At 70.3% G+C, this 16,708-nt stretch carries 15 protein-coding genes; 9 read left to right on the forward strand and 6 right to left on the reverse strand.

Annotated features, from left to right (window positions below; all coding sequences use genetic code 11):
- Positions 1 to 57 precede the first annotated feature (57 nt).
- On the forward strand, positions 58 to 537 hold the full coding sequence (locus AB0C15_RS02350) for a hypothetical protein (protein ID WP_357347835.1): 480 nt from the start codon (positions 58 to 60) through the stop codon (positions 535 to 537).
- Here the strand turns inward: AB0C15_RS02350 and AB0C15_RS02355 are convergent.
- From AB0C15_RS02355 to AB0C15_RS02365, 3 genes are read right to left on the reverse strand one after another with little or no spacing between them, the layout of a single operon-like run.
- A complete protein-coding gene (locus tag AB0C15_RS02355; RefSeq protein WP_357347837.1) occupies positions 534 to 1,214 on the reverse strand; it encodes a GPP34 family phosphoprotein in 681 nt (226 codons plus the stop codon). The genes AB0C15_RS02350 and AB0C15_RS02355 overlap by 4 nt on opposite strands.
- Positions 1,211 to 1,930, reverse strand: coding sequence for an ABC transporter permease (locus AB0C15_RS02360; protein ID WP_357347839.1), 720 nt, complete (start codon positions 1,928 to 1,930; stop codon positions 1,211 to 1,213). The genes AB0C15_RS02355 and AB0C15_RS02360 overlap by 4 nt, the downstream gene beginning before the upstream one ends.
- A gap of 26 nt (positions 1,931 to 1,956) precedes the next feature.
- Positions 1,957 to 2,838: an ABC transporter ATP-binding protein gene (locus AB0C15_RS02365; protein WP_357347841.1), complete on the reverse strand. Its 882-nt coding sequence runs from the start codon at positions 2,836 to 2,838 to the stop codon at positions 1,957 to 1,959.
- 107 nt (positions 2,839 to 2,945) lie between these two features.
- On the opposite strand from AB0C15_RS02365, the gene AB0C15_RS02370 reads away from it, so the two are divergent.
- The 5 genes from AB0C15_RS02370 to AB0C15_RS02390 all read left to right on the forward strand — a co-directional run bounded on the left by AB0C15_RS02370 (position 2,946) and on the right by AB0C15_RS02390 (position 8,495).
- On the forward strand, positions 2,946 to 4,088 hold the full coding sequence (locus tag AB0C15_RS02370; RefSeq protein WP_357347843.1) for a histidine kinase: 1,143 nt from the start codon (positions 2,946 to 2,948) through the stop codon (positions 4,086 to 4,088).
- Positions 4,085 to 4,687, forward strand: coding sequence for a response regulator transcription factor (locus AB0C15_RS02375; RefSeq protein WP_357347845.1), 603 nt, complete (start codon positions 4,085 to 4,087; stop codon positions 4,685 to 4,687). Before AB0C15_RS02370 ends, AB0C15_RS02375 begins: the two co-directional genes overlap by 4 nt.
- Before the next feature lie 63 nt (positions 4,688 to 4,750).
- Positions 4,751 to 5,332, forward strand: a complete 582-nt coding sequence (locus AB0C15_RS02380; RefSeq protein ID WP_357347848.1) for a hypothetical protein — start codon at positions 4,751 to 4,753, stop codon at positions 5,330 to 5,332.
- 136 nt (positions 5,333 to 5,468) lie between these two features.
- A complete protein-coding gene (locus AB0C15_RS02385) occupies positions 5,469 to 6,707 on the forward strand; it encodes a hypothetical protein (protein WP_357347850.1) in 1,239 nt (412 codons plus the stop codon).
- A gap of 513 nt (positions 6,708 to 7,220) precedes the next feature.
- Positions 7,221 to 8,495, forward strand: coding sequence for a hypothetical protein (locus AB0C15_RS02390; protein ID WP_357347852.1), 1,275 nt, complete (start codon positions 7,221 to 7,223; stop codon positions 8,493 to 8,495).
- A gap of 3 nt (positions 8,496 to 8,498) precedes the next feature.
- Here the strand turns inward: AB0C15_RS02390 and AB0C15_RS02395 are convergent, their stop codons facing one another.
- Complete coding sequence (locus AB0C15_RS02395) at positions 8,499 to 8,867, reverse strand: hypothetical protein (protein WP_357347854.1); 369 nt, start codon at positions 8,865 to 8,867, stop codon at positions 8,499 to 8,501.
- A 305-nt stretch (positions 8,868 to 9,172) separates the two neighbouring features.
- On the opposite strand from AB0C15_RS02395, the gene AB0C15_RS02400 reads away from it, so the two are divergent.
- From AB0C15_RS02400 to AB0C15_RS02410, 3 genes are all read left to right on the forward strand, one after another.
- On the forward strand, positions 9,173 to 12,373 hold the full coding sequence (locus AB0C15_RS02400; protein WP_357347856.1) for a penicillin acylase family protein: 3,201 nt from the start codon (positions 9,173 to 9,175) through the stop codon (positions 12,371 to 12,373).
- A 146-nt stretch (positions 12,374 to 12,519) separates the two neighbouring features.
- A complete protein-coding gene (locus AB0C15_RS02405) occupies positions 12,520 to 13,359 on the forward strand; it encodes a TIGR02452 family protein (protein WP_357347858.1) in 840 nt (279 codons plus the stop codon).
- A 9-nt stretch (positions 13,360 to 13,368) separates the two neighbouring features.
- Positions 13,369 to 13,983 carry a hypothetical protein gene (locus tag AB0C15_RS02410; RefSeq protein WP_357347860.1) on the forward strand — a complete coding sequence of 205 codons (615 nt, stop codon included), beginning with the start codon at positions 13,369 to 13,371 and terminating at the stop codon, positions 13,981 to 13,983.
- Positions 13,984 to 14,147: 164 nt separating this feature from the next.
- Here AB0C15_RS02410 and AB0C15_RS02415 read toward each other — a convergent pair whose 3' ends face one another.
- Complete coding sequence (locus AB0C15_RS02415) at positions 14,148 to 15,548, reverse strand: ricin-type beta-trefoil lectin domain protein (RefSeq protein ID WP_357347862.1); 1,401 nt, start codon at positions 15,546 to 15,548, stop codon at positions 14,148 to 14,150.
- 87 nt (positions 15,549 to 15,635) lie between these two features.
- Positions 15,636 to 16,708: non-reducing end alpha-L-arabinofuranosidase family hydrolase (locus AB0C15_RS02420; protein WP_357347863.1), on the reverse strand; the 1,073-nt coding region annotated here is incomplete at its 5' end.

Consider the following 16,708-nt stretch of genomic DNA (forward strand, 5'->3'; position numbering starts at 1 on the left):
AGCGACGCCCCTCCAGGGAGGGAGGTGTCACGGCACTGGCACGGCGAGGGTGCGGACATGCCTGCCTGTAGAGGTCGTCGCTGGGCGTACGGTGCCCTCGCGTGGTTGATCTTCTTTGTGGTGTCCCACGTGATCCTGGTGTTCGTCCCCGGAGACGACCCCACCGGTGACGGGCCGTGGGACATGAGGGCCTACGTGATCTTCAACGTGGTGCTCATCTCGATGTCGGCGATCGGAGCAGCCGTCGTCCTCGCTACCGTCCGGCCGTGGGCTCGGCGCCTACCCCGGTGGTTGCTGCTGACGCCGCTGCTGTCCGGCAGCGCGCTGCTCGTCGTCCGGGGTGTTCCAGGAATGGTGGAGAACCTCCTGATGGTCACAGGTGTCCGGCGCGGCGGCTTCGTGGGAGTGGCGGACATTCCCACGGACGAGTTCTGGATCGGCGTCGGCATCAACACCTACTTCTTCGCAGGGGCCGTGTTGCTGGTGGGGACAACCGTCTCCTACGGCTGCCGACCTGCGGGAGGCGCGGGCCGCTAGCCTCGGGGAAGCACGGTGATGGCCGCGACGGCGTTGTTGACGACAGTGGCGGTCACGGTGCGGGTCACGGCCGCACCCGCGGCGTCGGCGCCCCAGTCGCCCTGCTCGAACTCCTTGGCCCGGCTGATCACCGGCGACGTCCACGGGATCTCCCGGTGGAACTGCGGGAGCGTCCCGCTCGCCGAGAGCAGCGCCGCGAGCGCGGCGACCCGGGCCTGCGGCTCAGCGCCGTCCACGAGGACCCGCCGAACGTCGGCGAGCAGGCGGGCCCGGCGCTCGGTCCGGCCGTCGCGTAGGGCCGTCGTCCGGAACAACCCGAGCACCCTACGGGGTTCCTGGTCGATGTCGCCCCGCGCGATGAGCCGTTCCAACACCGGCCCGCGCAGAGGCGGACCGATCGCGGCAAGTGCCGTCTGCACCCCTCGGGGTTTCTCGGCCAGGTAGTTCCACGCCGAGCGCAGGAGGTCGTCCGTCGGCGGGTGATCGGCCACGCTGCTGACCCGCCCTCGGTCCGTCGTGCTCAGGTGACCCCCGAGGGCGAGGTCCGCGAGGACGGCTCCGCCGAGGACGTAGAAGAGCGTGTTCTCTCCCGCGATGGTTCCGGATGCGGGTTGGAACAGCAGCAGGAGGAGATCCTCCACCAGGGTCGGGGTGTCCGACCGGGGCTCGATGGTCATCGGCGGGGCTCCCAGCGGAAGAGGCGGGTGGCGAGGGCGACGGCGATGACGACCCAGCCGAGCGTGGGCGCGAGCAGCAGCAGGGAGTCGGTCACGGCGACGCCGCCGTTCCACGCGTTCATGGTCAGTTCGGTGGTCGCTCCGCCGGGCAGCAGCCGCTTGAGCCAGGCGAGGTTCTCGGTGCCGGAGATGCCGACCCAGCTGGCCACGGCGATCACACCGAGGGTAACGGGCAGGGTGGTGACCTGGGCGTGTTCCGGGGAGTTCGTCAGCCCGGCCGTGGCCAGCGCCAACCCGACCATCATGGCCACGGTCGCGAGGACCGCCACCACCAGCAGGGCGACGTTCGCCGGTCCGCCGGCGACCACGGCCAGAGCGGTCAGGATCGCGGTCACCTGCACCACGGTGAGCAGGAGTACGGGCAGCAGCAGGCCGGCGAGGATGCCGGCATCGCCCTCGGCGGTGGAGCGCAGCCGCTTGAGGAAGAGATTCTGACGCCTGGAGGCCAGGGTCGTGACGGCCGTGGCGTAGAGCCCGAAGGCGGCCACGGTGAACATCACGATCGCGGCGATGTAGCCGAGGCTCCCGATGGCGGCGTAGGTCTCGTGCTGACGGACGAAGAACGCGGAGACCGCCGCCGGAATGATGAGGCTGGTGATCAGCACCAGCCGGTTGCGGAAAATCTGGATCAGCTCGCTGAACGCGATGGAGAACATCGTGGTGCACCTCTCGGAGAAGCGGATCAACTGTTGATGGCGCGGAAGACGTCGTCGAGCCGGGTCGGCCCCGCCGCCAGGTCGCGCAGGTCCACGGCCTCGTCCTGCGCCCAGCCGAGCAGGAGGTGCAGGTCCTTCTGCAACTCGAAGGTCTCGATGACGACCGCGCCGTCCGCGCCGACGGCGGCCCGCACCGGCAGCGTCGGCACCGGTGCCGACAGGGAGAAGCGGATGACCGCCGGCAGGGAGCGGGTCAGCTCCGAGACCGTGCCCTCCCGATGCAGGGCGCCCTGGTGCATGAGCCCGATGCGGTCCGCGCGCTGCTGCGCCTCCTCCAGGTAGTGCGTGGTGAGCACGATGGTCGCCCCGTTCTCGCGCAGCCGGTCCACGGTCGCCCAGACGGCGTCGCGGGACTGGATGTCGAGGCCGGTGGTCGGCTCGTCCAGGAAGATCAGCTCCGGGGTGCCGTAGACGGCGGTGGCGAAGTCCAGCCGCCGCTTCTCACCGCCGGACAACTGCGACACCTTGCGGCCGGCCCGGCCGGTGAGGTCGATCAGGTCGAGCACCCGGTCGACGTCGTCGGCGCGTCGGGTGAGCCGGCCGATCAGACCGACGGACTCGCGGACGGTGAGGTCCGGGGAGAATCCGCTCTCCTGGAGCATGACGCCCATCCGGGGACGTACCGCTCGCCGGTCGTCGGGGCTGTGCCCGAAGACGCGTACCGAGCCCGACGTCGGCCGCCGGTGTCCCTCGACGACCTCCAGGGTCGAGGTCTTCCCGGCCCCGTTGGTGCCCAGCAGCGCGTACAGCTCTCCGGGCCGTACCTCGAAGGAAACATCCTTCACGGCGTGGAAGTCACCATAGGTGAGGTTCAGCCGCTCGACTTCGATGACAGGTGTGGTGGACATGCACCCATGACAGCGCGGGCGCGGCCCACCCGTCAGTGGCGTCATGTCATCACCCCATGTGACGCGGTGTCACTGGTCGGGGTCCCTGGCTGCCGGATACTGAGGTGGTGACCGCGACAGCGCCGCGCTTCACCGAGTCGACGCAGGGAAGGCTGCGCCGACTCAACCTCGCCACGTCACTACCACCTGTGGTGTTCGCCGCGGTGATCCTGCTCTGGACCGACGCGCGTACCTGGTGGCACCTGATCATCCTGGCGCCGGGGGCCGCGGCGGCGGTGGTGGCCTTCGAACGCTGGACGGCAAACGACCTCGCCCGAGTCGCGCTGCCCTGCCTGGCCGTGGCGGCGGCGGTCTGGCCCCTCGGTGTGCTGGTGAGCGGCAGCCCCAACGCCTACTGGGGCGTCTGCGCCGTGGGCTCGCTCGCGATGCGCGAGGTGCGACGGCACCGGAAGCTGGTGCTGGCCGGGCTGTTCGGCTACGTCGCCACCGTCGGCGCGGCGCGGCTCCTGGTGCAGCGGGACGACGTCGGCCACGTCCTGGTCACGTACGTTCTCGTCCCGACCGCCCTCACCATCGTCGTCACGGTCTTCACCATCGTGGGCGAGCGGTTCTACGACCTCATCCGGGAGCTCGAACAGACCCGGGAGAGCGCGGCAGAGCTGGCCGTGGTCCGGGAGCGCGTACGGTTCGCCAGCGACCTGCACGACATCCAGGGCCACACCCTGCACGTGGTCAAGCTGAAGATCGCCCTGGCCCGGCGACTGCTGCTCAGCGACAGCGCTCGGGCGGAGAAAGAGTTGGGGGAGACGTATGCGCTCGTCAGCGACACCATCGCGCAGACCAAGGAGCTCGCCTACGCGCAACGTCGGCTCAACCTGACCGCGGAGATCGAGAACGCGAAGAACCTGTTCGAGGCCGCCGGCATCCGGGTCCGGGTGACCCGGGAGGCCGAGGTCGACACCCGCGTCGGCGAACTGCTCGGCCAGGTGCTGCGCGAGACGACCACGAACATCCTGCGACACGCCCAGGCCACCCAGGTGCAGATCACACTCGCCACGTCGGGCATCACCATCGTCAACGACGGCGCGGCCGCCACCGCGCACCCCGAACTGAGGGGACTGGCGGCACTGCGGCAACGGATCGCCGGTGACGGAGGGGAGCTGGCCGTGGAACAGCAGCAGGGACGGTTCCGCACGGCGGCGACGTTCCCCGCCGTGCGGGCCGGCGCGGAACGGAGTGACGGCCGATGACCACCATCGTGCTCGCCGACGACGAGGCGCTGTTGCGTACGGCCCTGGCCGCGCTGCTGCCGATGGAGGGCGACGTCACCGTCCTCGCCGAGGCGTCCGACGGCCGTAGTGCTGTCGAGGCCACCCTGCGGCACGGGCCCGACGTGCTGGTCATCGACCTGGAGATGCCGGGCGTGGACGGCCTCGGCGCGGTCGCCGAGATCCGCCGCACGAAACCGGAGCAGGTCATCCTCATGCTGACCCGGCACGCCCGCCCCGGCGTGCTGCGCAAGGCGCTGAAGCTCGGCGTCCAGGGCTTCGTCAGCAAGTCCGCCGAACCGGCGCACATCTCATCCGTCATCGCCACCCTGCACGCGGGAAAGCGCTGGATCGACCCGGACGTGTCCGCGCTCGCCGTCACCGAGGACAACCCCCTCACCGACCGTGAAGCCGACGTCCTGCGGGTCACCGGCGAGGGCTACTCGGTCGTCGACATCGCCGCTCGGCTCCACCTGGCTCCGGGCACCGTCCGCAACTACCTCTCCAACGCCATGCGCAAGACGCAGACCCGGACCCGCCACGAAGCGGCCCGTTACGCCCGCGAACACGACTGGTTGTGACGGCCCCGCGCCGCCCTGGTCGACGTCGGGCACGCTCGCCCCGACCCTCTACCCTCGGACCTTGTGATATCTGATCTGGCGGATGTCGTGGCGGCGTGCGGCTCCGCGGTCGCGGTCGTCGTGACGGTCGTCTTCGCCCTACGTCAGCTGCGCTCGGCGCAGACCGCCAACCAGACTCTCGTCGCGATCGAACTGCTGACCCGAGACCGGTCCACCGACGAGTTCCTTCGCGCTGAGGACTTCGTCCTCAACGAGTTGCCCGTCCGGCACCCGGCACCTGGTCCCAGCGTCAGCGACCTCCCGGCCGAGGCCCGCCACCAGGTGGTCCGGCTGTCCCTGTACTACAACGGTCTGGGCCAGATGCTGGCCTTCGCGGCGGTCGACCCGCGGCTTCTGGTGGGGACGGTCAGCTATCGCTCCCGGCAGGCATGGCGCATCCTGGAGCCCTACATCCTCGCCGGACGCGCCCAGCGCGGTGAGACGTATCTGTCCCACTTCGAGCACCTGGTCCACGTGGCCACACACAACCCGTGGGCCGTGGCGGTGCGGAAGTTCGGCCTCAAGCGCTTCGACAGCTATCCGGCCGAGCTGGGGATGCGGGACGGGTCGACGACAGCGTTGCCGCGTGAGCACGAAGACGCCTGATCTGGACGGTCCCGGTCGGGACATGGTCACGGCGGTGTGGGTACGGCCGAACCGAGCTGGCAAGCCGACACTCACGGAGGTCGATTCCCGATAGCGTTCTCAGGGAGACTGTCCCCCCGCACTGAAAGGTGCTGCAATGCGTTCTGGTCACCGGCGGCTTCTGCGAACTGTCGCCGCCACGCTGTTCCTCCTCGGTGGGCTGGCCGTCCTCGCCGTCCCCGCCATGGCCGCGAAGAGAGGGCCGGACCTCGTTGTCGACGCCTCCGGGACTCGGATCCCGCTGGGGGTCGACAGGAAGGTCGTCTACCTGAAGATCAGCAATCTGGGCGACGCGACCCCAAGCGAGGTGATCGTCAATGTCCGCCAGCCGCCGGGTGGCCCTGATCCCATGCCGGTTGCCCTGCTGTGGCACTCGGCGGGTGGCGTGGGTGAGTGCGACGGCGATTTCGGCGGGTTCTACTGCCAACTGTCCCCGGAGTTGATTCCGGGGCCGGGCGAGACCGCCGACGTTCCCATCGACGCGATCGTCCGCGCGACGGCACCCTATCTGAGCAGGTTCGAGGTTTCGGTCACCATCCGGCCCGAGCAGGACGCGAATCCGGCCGACAACACGAGGCAGTTCCCGCTGACGCTTGTCGACGAGCCCGGTGCGGACCTCTCGGTGGTGGCCCGAGATGTGCGGAAGTCGGTGCGGGTCGGCGCGGACGGCATCCCCGAGCCCACCGGAACGCTGACCCCGGGGGATACGGGTGCCGTCTGGCACACCGTCGCCAACCAGGGCCGGAAGGCGGTCAACGGAGTACGGGTCACGCTCCGGCTGCCCAGGGGGGTGACCTTCACCAGGCAGCCGGCCCAGTGTGTGCTCGGCGACGCCGGGCGGTCGGCAGTCTGCACCTACCGGAGCCTCACACTTGTTCCGGCAGCCGATGACACCGACCCGAACGACAGCGTCCACTCAGCGGTCGAGCTGTACAACCTGGTGACGACTGCGCGAGCCGCCACCGCCCCGGCCACGATGCGGGGCGCGAGCGTGCGGGTGGAGAGCCTCGCCGAGCAGGCGAAGAACAGCCGCTCCACGTCTGCGCGGACCGAGCTGCCCGCGAACGCCGTCGCCGTGCGGGTGACCGACGTGGACCCTGGTGACAATCAGGACGGGTTCGCCGTGGTGCTGGCCGCGAAGAGCGGCGGGGATGCCGGTGGCGGTGGCGGTGACGGTGACGGTGACGGTGGGTTGCCGGTCACCGGGCCGCAGGCCGGTCTGGTCGGCGGGGTCGGCATCGCGGCGCTGCTGGTCGGAGGCGTGTTGGTGTTCGCTGCCCGCCGTCGCCGGATGATCCTGGTGACCCCCGAGGGCACCGGGTCCGCCCGCGGCTGAGACATCAGGGCGACCGGGCCGCCTCCACGATGGTCACGGCAGGCGGCCCGGTCGGCCAGGGCGGGAGGAGCTTGCCTCGTTCGCGGGCATGCGTCTACCGACGATCTGCTCGGGCTGGCCAGCCATGGTGGCAGGCGATGCGGCTGGGCTGTGCACAGTGCGAGGGCCATGAGAACGTGCCGCGCTGGCTGGCCGAGGGGTTCTACGAGGTCTCCCACGTCGTTCCGGAGTGGACCGGGCACCCGGGCTTTCCCCGGCCTACGATGTATTCGGCCCAGCCGGTGCTGGCCCGTCGGAGGACGATCGTGATCGGGCGTGGCGATGGACTTTGCCCACTTCAACCGCCGCAACATGATTCCAGACATCACCGAAGCCGCAGAAGTTCCGCAACCTCCAAGAGCGCCGGAGGTCTCAGCACCGCCGGAGCGCCCTGCGCGATGGCCCCTGGCTCCGCGGCATTCCCTCCACGACCAGCCCGCTGATGCGGTTGTTGACGATGGAGTGTGGGGCCTGGTGGACCTGTCCGGTGACGCGGTCGTTGCTGACGACGGGCCGCCAGATCTGGAGGACCACCTGCCTGGTAACGCCTTCGCAGAGGTCGACGACGGCAGCGCACTGGCAGACCTGCAGACCGAGATCGTTTGTCCGTACGACGAGCCGGGCCGCCTTGACCAGCCGGAGCAACTGGAGTTGGAGCGGATCGTGGTCACGCGGACCATGGGTGACGACCTGGTCAGGCCCGTTCTGGAGGTTGCGCCCTCACAGGTGGTTGCGGACGCCGTGACCGACCTGGACCTCACCGCCGAGTGGCACCGGCTGGTGGACAGGCGGATGTCCCAGGTGGAGGAGCTCGTCGAGCGGGTCCGGGCACTGCCGGCGGTACGGGTCACCGCGGACCTCGCCGACGAGCTGCGTGAGCTGCATCCGACCGACCCGGAGGCGTGCCTGCGTACCGTCAGCTGCGTGCTGGCCGAGGCCCTCGCCCTCCAGCGGGCACCTGCGGGCGCGGACACCTTCGACGAGTGGCTGACAACACTTGTCGCGCTGGCCGACGATGTCGAGCGGCTACGGCCGACCGCGGTGGTGGCGCCGGACGCACGGGGTGAGATCGACGGGCACATGCCAGCCGGCCCGGTGTCTGACGTGCAGGTCCGCGACTCCGTCGGCGTGCTGTGGGGAGCGCACAATCGGCTGAGGGTCGAGCACCGGTGCGTGGTGGAGAGCCCGATCATCGAGGTGGCCGAACTCATCGACATGGACGGTGCGGACCCGGTCTGGAACTGGACGGCCTGGCAGCGCAGCAGCCCGCAACCCGCTCGCGAGTCAGCCGACGTGACGCTGGAGGCGGCCTCGACGCTTCACCAGGATCACTGGGTGAACCTGTGGAACTGTCGTGGAGTCACCATCGGCGACCGCAACAGCCTGGACCTGACGTACGTCTACCGCATGACGTCGTGCCAGGTGAATCTGGTGCCACTGCTGTCCAACGCGGCGGTGCGCGAGGAGTTGGCGCGGTGCCGCGACGGCTCCCCGGAGAACGCTGAGCAGGCGCGCGAGGCTCGCCATCGGCTGCCGAGCACCGTCGCGAACGCGGTGCGGGCGATCGACCTCAGCAAGCTGGTGCGCGAGGAGGAGATCGCCGCGCTGGCGGCTCGGACGCGTCAGCCGAGCGTCCGTGGAGGATCCGCCAGCCTCGTCGTCACACACGGCGTCGGGGTGGCGATCGGGACTGACCCCTCGGTGTCCTGGCGTCGCAGGACCCGGGTCGGCAGACCCCGGGTCAGGTGACCGTCACCCGTTGAAGGTGACGTGGTTCTCGTTGCCGTCGCCCACCACGATCCCCTTGCTGTTCGAGATGAACACCTGGTGGCCGTGTGGCTTCGGAGCCCTGGCCAACAGCGCTCGGGCCGCGGCGAGGACGTCCTCGTCCCGGTCGGCACCGACCTCGGTCAGATCGCGGCGGATCGCCGTCACCCAACGGTTGGGGTCCTGCTCGTTCGAGTCGAGCGCCTGTTGCGCGAAGGGCCGCCCGACGAGCCGGGTGCGCAGCAGATCCCGCAGCGCGGCGTAGGCATCCTGGACCGCCTCGCTGGCCGCTCCCGACGCACCAGCGAGCGCTCCAGCCGCCAGCGCCGCCGTGATGAGGTCGATCTCGGACATTTCCGCCTCCATCCGGTGCGCGGTCAGCCTGCTCGTCGAGCGCCAATGGTAATCCAGCCTCACGAATGTCGGCTGGTGGCTCGCGATGCCGGCGGCCTCCGCCGGTGATCGCCGGGCGAAACGTCGGCATTGGCGCGTGGTGAACGACGGCTATCCCGATCAGTGGTGTTGCGTCGATCATTGCCCGGAGATCGATATGAGTCATTCTCACCTCCGGGTGGAACGCCCGGGCGCGGGGGCGAGACGTCGGCACCGGAATCCGGGCGAGACCGAACGGCCCGACTCCGCGTCCCCGGAGGATCGCCATGCCCCGTCCCGCTCTCCGTACCCGGCTCGCGGCGTTCACCGCCGCCGCCCTGACCGCGAGCGTCCTGACGGTGACCCCGCCGTCACCGGCGCCGGCCGCCCCCGCCCCCGCCGCGAGCACCTTCGCCGCCAACGACTACTGCCTCGGTCAGTGCGCCGACATCCTGCCTCCCGGGCAGAACGGCAACGCCACGCTCGTCGCCATCCTGGCGCACCAGGCGCTCGGCACCCGCCCGGCGCACTCAAGCGACCAGCTCGACGAGTACGCGAACCTGGTCTACAACTACGCCGGGCTGACCGACGAGCAGATCGCCCACTTCTACAACGACGCCTCGTTCGGCGTCCCGGCCGCGCAGGTCGAGAGCACCGTCTCCCCACGCGCGGACGTCACCATCGTGCGGGACAAGGCCACCGGCGTCCCGCACATCACCGGCACCACCCGCGCCGGCACCATGTTCGGCGCCGGCTACGCCGGAGCCCAGGACCGACTCTGGGTGATGGACCTGCTGCGGCACGTCGGTCGCGGCAACGTCACCTCGTTCGCCGGCGGAGCGCCGGGCAACCGGGAGTTGGAACAGAGCGTCTGGGCCAACTCGCCCTACACCGAGGCGGACCTGCAGGCCCAGGTGGACGCGCTGCGTACCAAGGGCGCCCGGGGCCAGCAGCTCTACACCGACGTGATCGACTACATCGCCGGCATCAACGCCTACATTGACAGGTCGATCGCCGAGGACAACTACCCGGGCGAGTACGTGCTCGCCGGCGCCGGCAAGCCGAAGCACTTCACCATGACCGACCTGATCGCCACCGCCGGCGTGATCGGCGGCCTCTTCGGCGGGGGCGGCGGCAGCGAGATGCAGTCCGCGCTGGTCCGGGTGGCGGCCCGCGCCAAGTACGGGGCGACCGAGGGCGACCGGGTGTGGGCGGCGTTCCGCTCGCAGAACGACCCGGAGACCGTCCTCACCCTGCACGACGGGCAGAGCTTCCCGTACGGGGCGACGCCGCCAGGCGCGACGAGCGCGGTGCTCCCCGACGCCGGGACGGTGGTCGCCGAGCCGCTCGCCTTCGACCAGACCGGCGGGGCAGCCTCCCGCACCGGCGCCAGCACCGCCACCAAGGAACTGCTCGGCGGCCTGTCCAACCTGCGCGCACACGGCATGTCCAACGCGGTCGTGGTCTCCGGACGGCACACCACCACCGGCAACCCGGTCGCCGTGTTCGGCCCGCAGACCGGCTACTTCGCGCCGCAACTGCTGATGCTCCAGGAGTTGCAGGGGCCGGGCATCAGCGCCCGCGGCGCGGCGTTCGCCGGGCTCAACCTCTACGTGCTGCTCGGCCGGGGCCAGGACTACGCGTGGAGCGCGACCTCCGCCTCGCAGGACCTCACCGACACGTACGCGGTCCCGCTGTGCACCACCGACGGCAGCACGCCGACGTTGCGCACCAACCGCTACCTCTACCACGGGCAGTGCCTCGCCATGGAGGCGCTGGAGCAGCGCAACTCCTGGTCGCCGACGCTTGCCGACTCCACCCCGGCCGGCTCCTACACGCTGCGCGCGCTGCGCACGAAGTACGGGTTGGTCTCCTATCGGGGCCTGGTGAACGGGAAGCCGACCGCGTTCACCAAACTGCGCTCGACCTACCGGCACGAGGCCGACTCGGCCATCGGCTTCCAGGCCTTCAACGACCCGGCGGCGATGGGCAGCGCGGCGGCCTTCCAGGGGTCCGCGGCAGACGTCGGGTACGCGTTCAACTGGTTCTACGTCAACTCGACCGAGGCGGCGTACTACAACTCCGGCGCGAACCCGGTCCGTCCGGCCACCGCCGACCCGAACCTGCCCACCAGGGCCGAGCCGGCCTACGAGTGGGCCGGCTGGAACCCGGACACCAACGACGCCACCCACACCCCGGCGTCGGCGCACCCGCAGTCGGTCAACCAGGACTACTACGTCAGCTGGAACAACAAGCAGGCGCGCGACTTCGGGGCGGCCGACGGCAACTTCAGCTTCGGCTCCGTACACCGGGCTCAGTTGCTCGACGGCCCGGTGCGGGCCGCGATCGCCCAGCGCAAGCTCGGCCGCGCCGACGTTGTGAAGATCATGGCGGACGCGGCGGTGACCGACCTGCGCGGCCAGCAGGTTCTCGACGACCTGCTGCGGGTGCTGGACAGCACGGCTCTCACCGACCCGGCGCTTGCCGACGCGGTGGGCAAGCTGCGCGCCTGGCAGCAGGCCGGGGCCCGCCGGGTGGAGACGTCGCCCGGCTCGAAGGTCTACCAGCACGCCGACGCCATCCGGATCTTCGACGCCTGGTGGCCGCTGCTGGCCTCGGCGCAGTTCCGCCCCGGCCTCGGGCCGGACCTCTACGCCGCGCTTGTCGACGCCATCGAGGTCAACGAGGCGCCGTCGGGCGGCCAGAACGGCGGGCGTGACGGCACCGCGAGCTGGGCGTTGCAGGGCCAGGCGCACAAGGGCTCGTCGTTCCAACACGGCTGGTGGGGCTACGTCGACAAGGACCTGCGCACCGTGCTCGGTGACCCGGTGGCCGGCGGGCCGGGTCGCGGCTACTGCGGCAACGGCAACCTCGGCGCGTGCCGGCAGGCCCTGCTCGACACGCTCGGTCAGGCCGCGGCGGTGCCGGCCACCACCGTCTACCCCGGCGACAAGTCCTGCGGGGCGGGCGACCAGTGGTGCGCCGACGCGATCGTCCACTCCGGGCTCGGCGGCATCACCCACCCGGTGATCGCCTGGCAGAACCGCCCCACCTACCAGCAGGTCGTCTCGTTCCCGGCCCGCCGGGGTGACGACGTCACGAACCTGGCCCAGGGCCGCCCGGCGGCCGCGTCGAGCACCCAGTTCCTGACCAGCTACACGCCGGACAAGGCGGTCGACGGCAGCCTGAGCAGTCGGTGGGCCAGCAGCTACAACGACAACCAGTGGCTCCGGGTCGATCTTGGCGCGGCCCGTACCGTCAGCCGGGCGGTGCTGCGCTGGGAGGCCGCGTACGGCACGTCGTACCGGATCGAGGTCTCCGCCGACGGCAGCTCCTGGACGCCGGTTTTCAGCACCACCACCGGCAACGGTGGCGTCGACACCGCCACCTTCGCCCCGGTCACCGCCCGCTACGTGCGGGTGTACGGGGCGAAGCGGGCAACCTCGTACGGGTTCTCGCTCTACGAGTTCGAGCTGTACGGACGGTGAACCTGCCCGGGAGGGGCCGGCGGGACCACCCGCCGGCCCCTCACGTGGGGTGCCGCAGGATGGGGAAAGTGCTTGTCCCCGGCGGCCGGCCTGCCTAGCCTGCTGGCTGTGCACACCCTCTACCTCTCGGCTCACCGGGCGTCCGGATGAGCGGCCGTCTTCGTGAGATCGCTCGGCAGACGGTCGCGATCGCCGAGTCGGGCCGTTACCGCAACGGCACCGGCGCCGAGGTCGACATCGGCGAGGCGGTACGCGCCGCGGTCGCCGGCACTCGTCACCACCTGCCCGACGAGGTGCTCGCGGCGCGGAACGCGGAGCCCGGCGCCGGCACCGTGGAGGTGACGGGCGAGTCGACGTTGCAGGCGGCCCACCGGCTCGGGCCGGGCGCCGCATGTCTGGTGTTCGCGTCGGCGAAGAACCCCGGTGGCGGGTTCCTGAGTGGGGCCAAGGCACAGGAGGAGAGCGTCGCCCGCGCGTCGGCGCTGTACCCGTGTCTGCGCGCCGCCGGGGACTTCTACGCGTTCCACCGGGGGCAACAGGATCTGCGGTACAGCGACCGGGTCATCTTCTCGCCGCACGTGCCGGTGTTCCGGGACGACGAGGGCAACCTGCTCGACCAGCCGTACACCACGTCGTTCCTGACCGCCGCGGCGCCGAACCTCGGCGCGATCGTGCGCAACCAGCCCACGCACGCGGCGGACGTGCCGGCTGTGCTGGCCCGCCGAGCGCGACGGGTGCTGGAGGTCGCGGCCGCGCACGGGTGTCGAACGGTCGTGTTGGGCGCGTGGGGGTGCGGGGTGTTCCGCAACGACCCCGCCGTGGTGGCCGACGCGTTCGCCGAAGCGCTGCGCGTGGTCGACAGGTTCGACCACGTGGTGTTCGCCATCCGTGACGGCCTACCGGGTACGCCGGTCCACCGCACGTTCGTGGAACGCTTCCTGGGTACGCCTGTGGGCTCGCCGGCTGCTGAGGGTGACGACAGGTAGGAGCTGGCGGTGGAGATGGTCGAGCAACTCACTGCCCGGGCGGATGCCGCCTACCAGGGGTGGTTGACCTCGGTCACCGACGACGTCGTCGCTGATTCGGTGGTCGTGTACTGCCGGACGTCCCTGCCGGAGCGCAACACGACCTACGAGATCGGCGAGTGGCTCGCCGGCTACCTCATGATCGGGCAGGATGGCGACCGGGGATTCTTCCTCAAATGCGACGGTGCCGCGGGCCCGGTGTTCTCGGCGGACCTGGGCGGTCTCGGCGTTGCCGACCTCACTGTTGTCGCCCCAGTGTTCGAGGTGTGGCTGCGGTCCGGTTTCCCCCTGCCCCCCGAACCGCAGCCGGACCTGCCGCCGATCGCCGACGTCTACCTGGACAGGATTCCTGTCGATGGGGTTCAGCTGCTGGCACGGGTGAGGAAGCTGCTGGGTACGGATTGGCGGTTCGGGGACTTCCGGGCACTGCTCGCCGCCCAACCGTTCCTGGCGGCGAGGTCAGCACACCTGTACGCGCTGTGCCGCGCCCTGGAACACGCTCCCGAGTTGCGGCCGTACCTCTTCTACGTCACCGACCGAGGCCTGGAGGCGGTATGGCCGACCGGCAGCCCCGAAGGCCGGTGACGTGGCACAGCGCGGCACCCGCTGACCCGCCTCACCGGCCGGGATGACCCGGGCGGGCCCGGCGATACGCCGAGCCCGCCCGTTGCGCCACGACACGTCTCAGCCGGGTCGGACCTCGTCCGGCAGCCGGTAGATCGGCACGCCGTCGCGCAGGCCGTCCGTGATCAACCTGCGAGAGGCGAGAGCCGGAACTGCTGGTTGGTCTGGCCGTGGCAGTCGTAGAGCTGGATCTGGGCGCCGTTGGCGGTGCTCCAGACGTCCAGGCAGCGCCCGGACTGCACGCCGCTGATGGTGCCGTTGGAGTTGACGTTCCACTGTTGGTTGGTCTGGCTGTGGCAGCTGTAGATCTGCACCGCGGCGCCGTTGCCGGAGCCTGCGGCGTCGAGGCACATGTTTCCGTACACCTGGAGTTGTTTGTTCGAGGTGTAGGTCCAGGCCTGGTTGGTCTGCTTGTTGCAGCCGTAGAGCTGCACCCGGGTGCCGTTGGTCCGCGAGGCGTTTGTCACGTCGACGCACCGGCCGGACTGGGTGCCGATGATCTCGCTGGCCGAGCCGGGTGGGACGGTGGGAGTGGGGGTGGGCGTCGGCGGGTCGGTGGGGGTCGGCGTCGGGGTGGTCGGCGTCGACGGCAGCAACGGGCAGGTGCTGCGGTAGGTGACCACGCCGCTGTTGTCCAGCAGCGGGCACAGGAACTGGCTGTAGCGGGCGTCGTTGTCGACGAACATCTTGACGAACGGCAACATGGTCCGGACCATCACCGGGTTCGACCGCCCGACCATGAACCCGTGGTCAGCGCCGGCGACCTCCACGTAGGCGCTCTCCGTCGTGGTCGGGAGGCTGTTGTACAGGCCGGTGGCGTAGGACGGGGTGACCACCGTGTCCGCCTGCCCGGCGAAGATCATGGTGGGCACCCGGTCGTTGGCCAGGTTGGACGACGGTGAGTACGGCGCGATGCCGACGACCGCCTTCAACGACGGACGCCGGATGGCCGCGCTCAACGCGCCACCGCCGCCCATCGAGTGACCCGCGACCGCCAACCGGGTGGGGTCGACCCGGTCGCGGACCGGGCTCTGCTGGGTGAGGTAGTCCAGTGCGGCGAGCAACTGGGTGCCTCGGGCCGTGTCGAAGTCGTTGCGGCTGTTGGTCTCGATGCCGATCACCACGAAGCCGTGCGAGGCCAGCCACGGGCCCATCCAGGCCAGCTCGGCGGAGAACAGCGCCGTGTACCCCGGCGAGATCGCGATGGCCCCGAAGGTGCCCTGGCTGGTGTCGGTCGGGTAGTAGATCCGGCCGCCGTTGAAGCCGTAGCCGGTCGGCACGCTCACCGAGGTGTTGGCGAACGGGCCGTTGACGGCGGTGACGCTGCTCCGGGTCGGGTCCGGGCCCCGCTGGTACGGGTTGTCGGCGGCCGAGGCGGACCCGGTCGTCATCGTCATGGTGAGCAGCCCGACCGCGGCGGCGAGCCCGACCGCGGCGAGCTTGAACAGTCGTCCCCGCCGGTCCTGCCGCACCGGTTCGGCGGTGGCGGGCCCCGAGGGCGGGGGGTTGTGCGCGTCGTTACGCACTGTCGGTACCTCCTGGTGGTGGGGGAGCGAGGGGCGAGCGGGCTCGGCAGGTGCCGGGCCCGCTCGCCCCCGGGTGCTCTCCGATGGTCAGCGTTGCAGGGTCAGCAGACCCGGCCGGTACGGCAGCAGGCCGTAGTCGACGCCGTCGGAGCTGGGGGAACGGCCCTGGTAGAGCAGTTGCAGGTTGCACGCGTCGACGGTCATGGTCTGGTCGGCGTTGGTGCGCAGCAGCTCACCGTGGCTGATGTCGTTGGTCCAGGTGGCACCGCTGTTGGCCTTGCCCGCGAACGGGTTGCTCTCGCTGGTGGCCTGCGGCGTCCACGAACCACCCAGGCTGCTGGCGGTGAACGAGCGGAAGTAGCGCCCGTTCGCGCCGATCGCCTCGACGATCATGAGGTACTTGTTCAGGCCCTGGAGCTTGTAGACCTGGACTGCCTCGAACAGGTTGTTCGTCGAGTCGGTCATGATGGTCGTGTAGTTCGAGCCGAAGCTGCCCGGGAAGTTCCCGATCGGCATGCTGGCCCGGTAGATCCGCCCGTTGTCGCCGGCGAAGAACAGGTACATGTTCTGGTCGTCACCGATGAGGGCCTGGTCGATCGGGCCGGTGTTGGAGTTGGAGATGCTGCCGGTGAACAGTGTCTGCGCCGACGACCACCCGTTCGGGTTGGTTGGGTCGCTGGAGGTCCGGTACGAGAACGCCGTGCCACCCCACTGGTACGCGAGCACCCAGATGTTGCGCGGCGCGAAGTAGAACAGCGACGGCGCGACGGTGCCGGAGTTCATCGCGTTCTGGCTGGCCGAGCCCATCTGGTTGTAGTTGCTGAAGAGCCCGAAGTTCATCGAACCCCAGCTGGTGCCGAAGTCGTGGGTGGTGGCGTAGACGAGCTGCTGGCCGTTGTACGGGGCGACGGTGAAGTCCTTCAGCGACACCCAACCCGACCTCGGCTGCGCCAGCGCACCCGTCGACGACCACCGGTACGACGACGGCAGGTCACACGTGCCGCCGGTCGGCGGGGGCGTGGTCGGCGTGGTGGTGGGCGTCGGGGTGGTACCGCCGAGAGCGGCGAGCCGGAACTGCTGGTTGGTCTGGCCGTGGCAGTCGTAGAGCTGGATCTGGGCGCCGTTGGCGGTGCTCCAGACGTCCAGGCAGCGCCCGGACT

It is taken from the genome of Micromonospora sp. NPDC048835 (genome assembly GCF_040649995.1).
Classification (GTDB): Bacteria; Actinomycetota; Actinomycetes; order Mycobacteriales; family Micromonosporaceae; genus Micromonospora.

Bases quoted from the DNA above. Each gene is read 5' to 3' on its own strand.
- AB0C15_RS02375 (WP_357347845.1), top strand. From the start codon at position 4,085: ATGACCACCATCGTGCTCGCCGACGACGAGGCGCTGTTGCGTACGGCC.
- AB0C15_RS02350 (WP_357347835.1), top strand. From the start codon at position 58: ATGCCTGCCTGTAGAGGTCGTCGCTGGGCGTACGGTGCCCTCGCGTGG.
- AB0C15_RS02400 (WP_357347856.1), top strand. From the start codon at position 9,173: ATGCCCCGTCCCGCTCTCCGTACCCGGCTCGCGGCGTTCACCGCCGCC.
- AB0C15_RS02355 (WP_357347837.1), bottom strand. From the start codon at position 1,214: ATGACCATCGAGCCCCGGTCGGACACCCCGACCCTGGTGGAGGATCTC.
- AB0C15_RS02365 (WP_357347841.1), bottom strand. From the start codon at position 2,838: ATGTCCACCACACCTGTCATCGAAGTCGAGCGGCTGAACCTCACCTAT.
- AB0C15_RS02360 (WP_357347839.1), bottom strand. From the start codon at position 1,930: ATGTTCTCCATCGCGTTCAGCGAGCTGATCCAGATTTTCCGCAACCGG.
- AB0C15_RS02395 (WP_357347854.1), bottom strand. From the start codon at position 8,867: ATGTCCGAGATCGACCTCATCACGGCGGCGCTGGCGGCTGGAGCGCTC.
- AB0C15_RS02405 (WP_357347858.1), top strand. From the start codon at position 12,520: ATGAGCGGCCGTCTTCGTGAGATCGCTCGGCAGACGGTCGCGATCGCC.
- AB0C15_RS02385 (WP_357347850.1), top strand. From the start codon at position 5,469: ATGCGTTCTGGTCACCGGCGGCTTCTGCGAACTGTCGCCGCCACGCTG.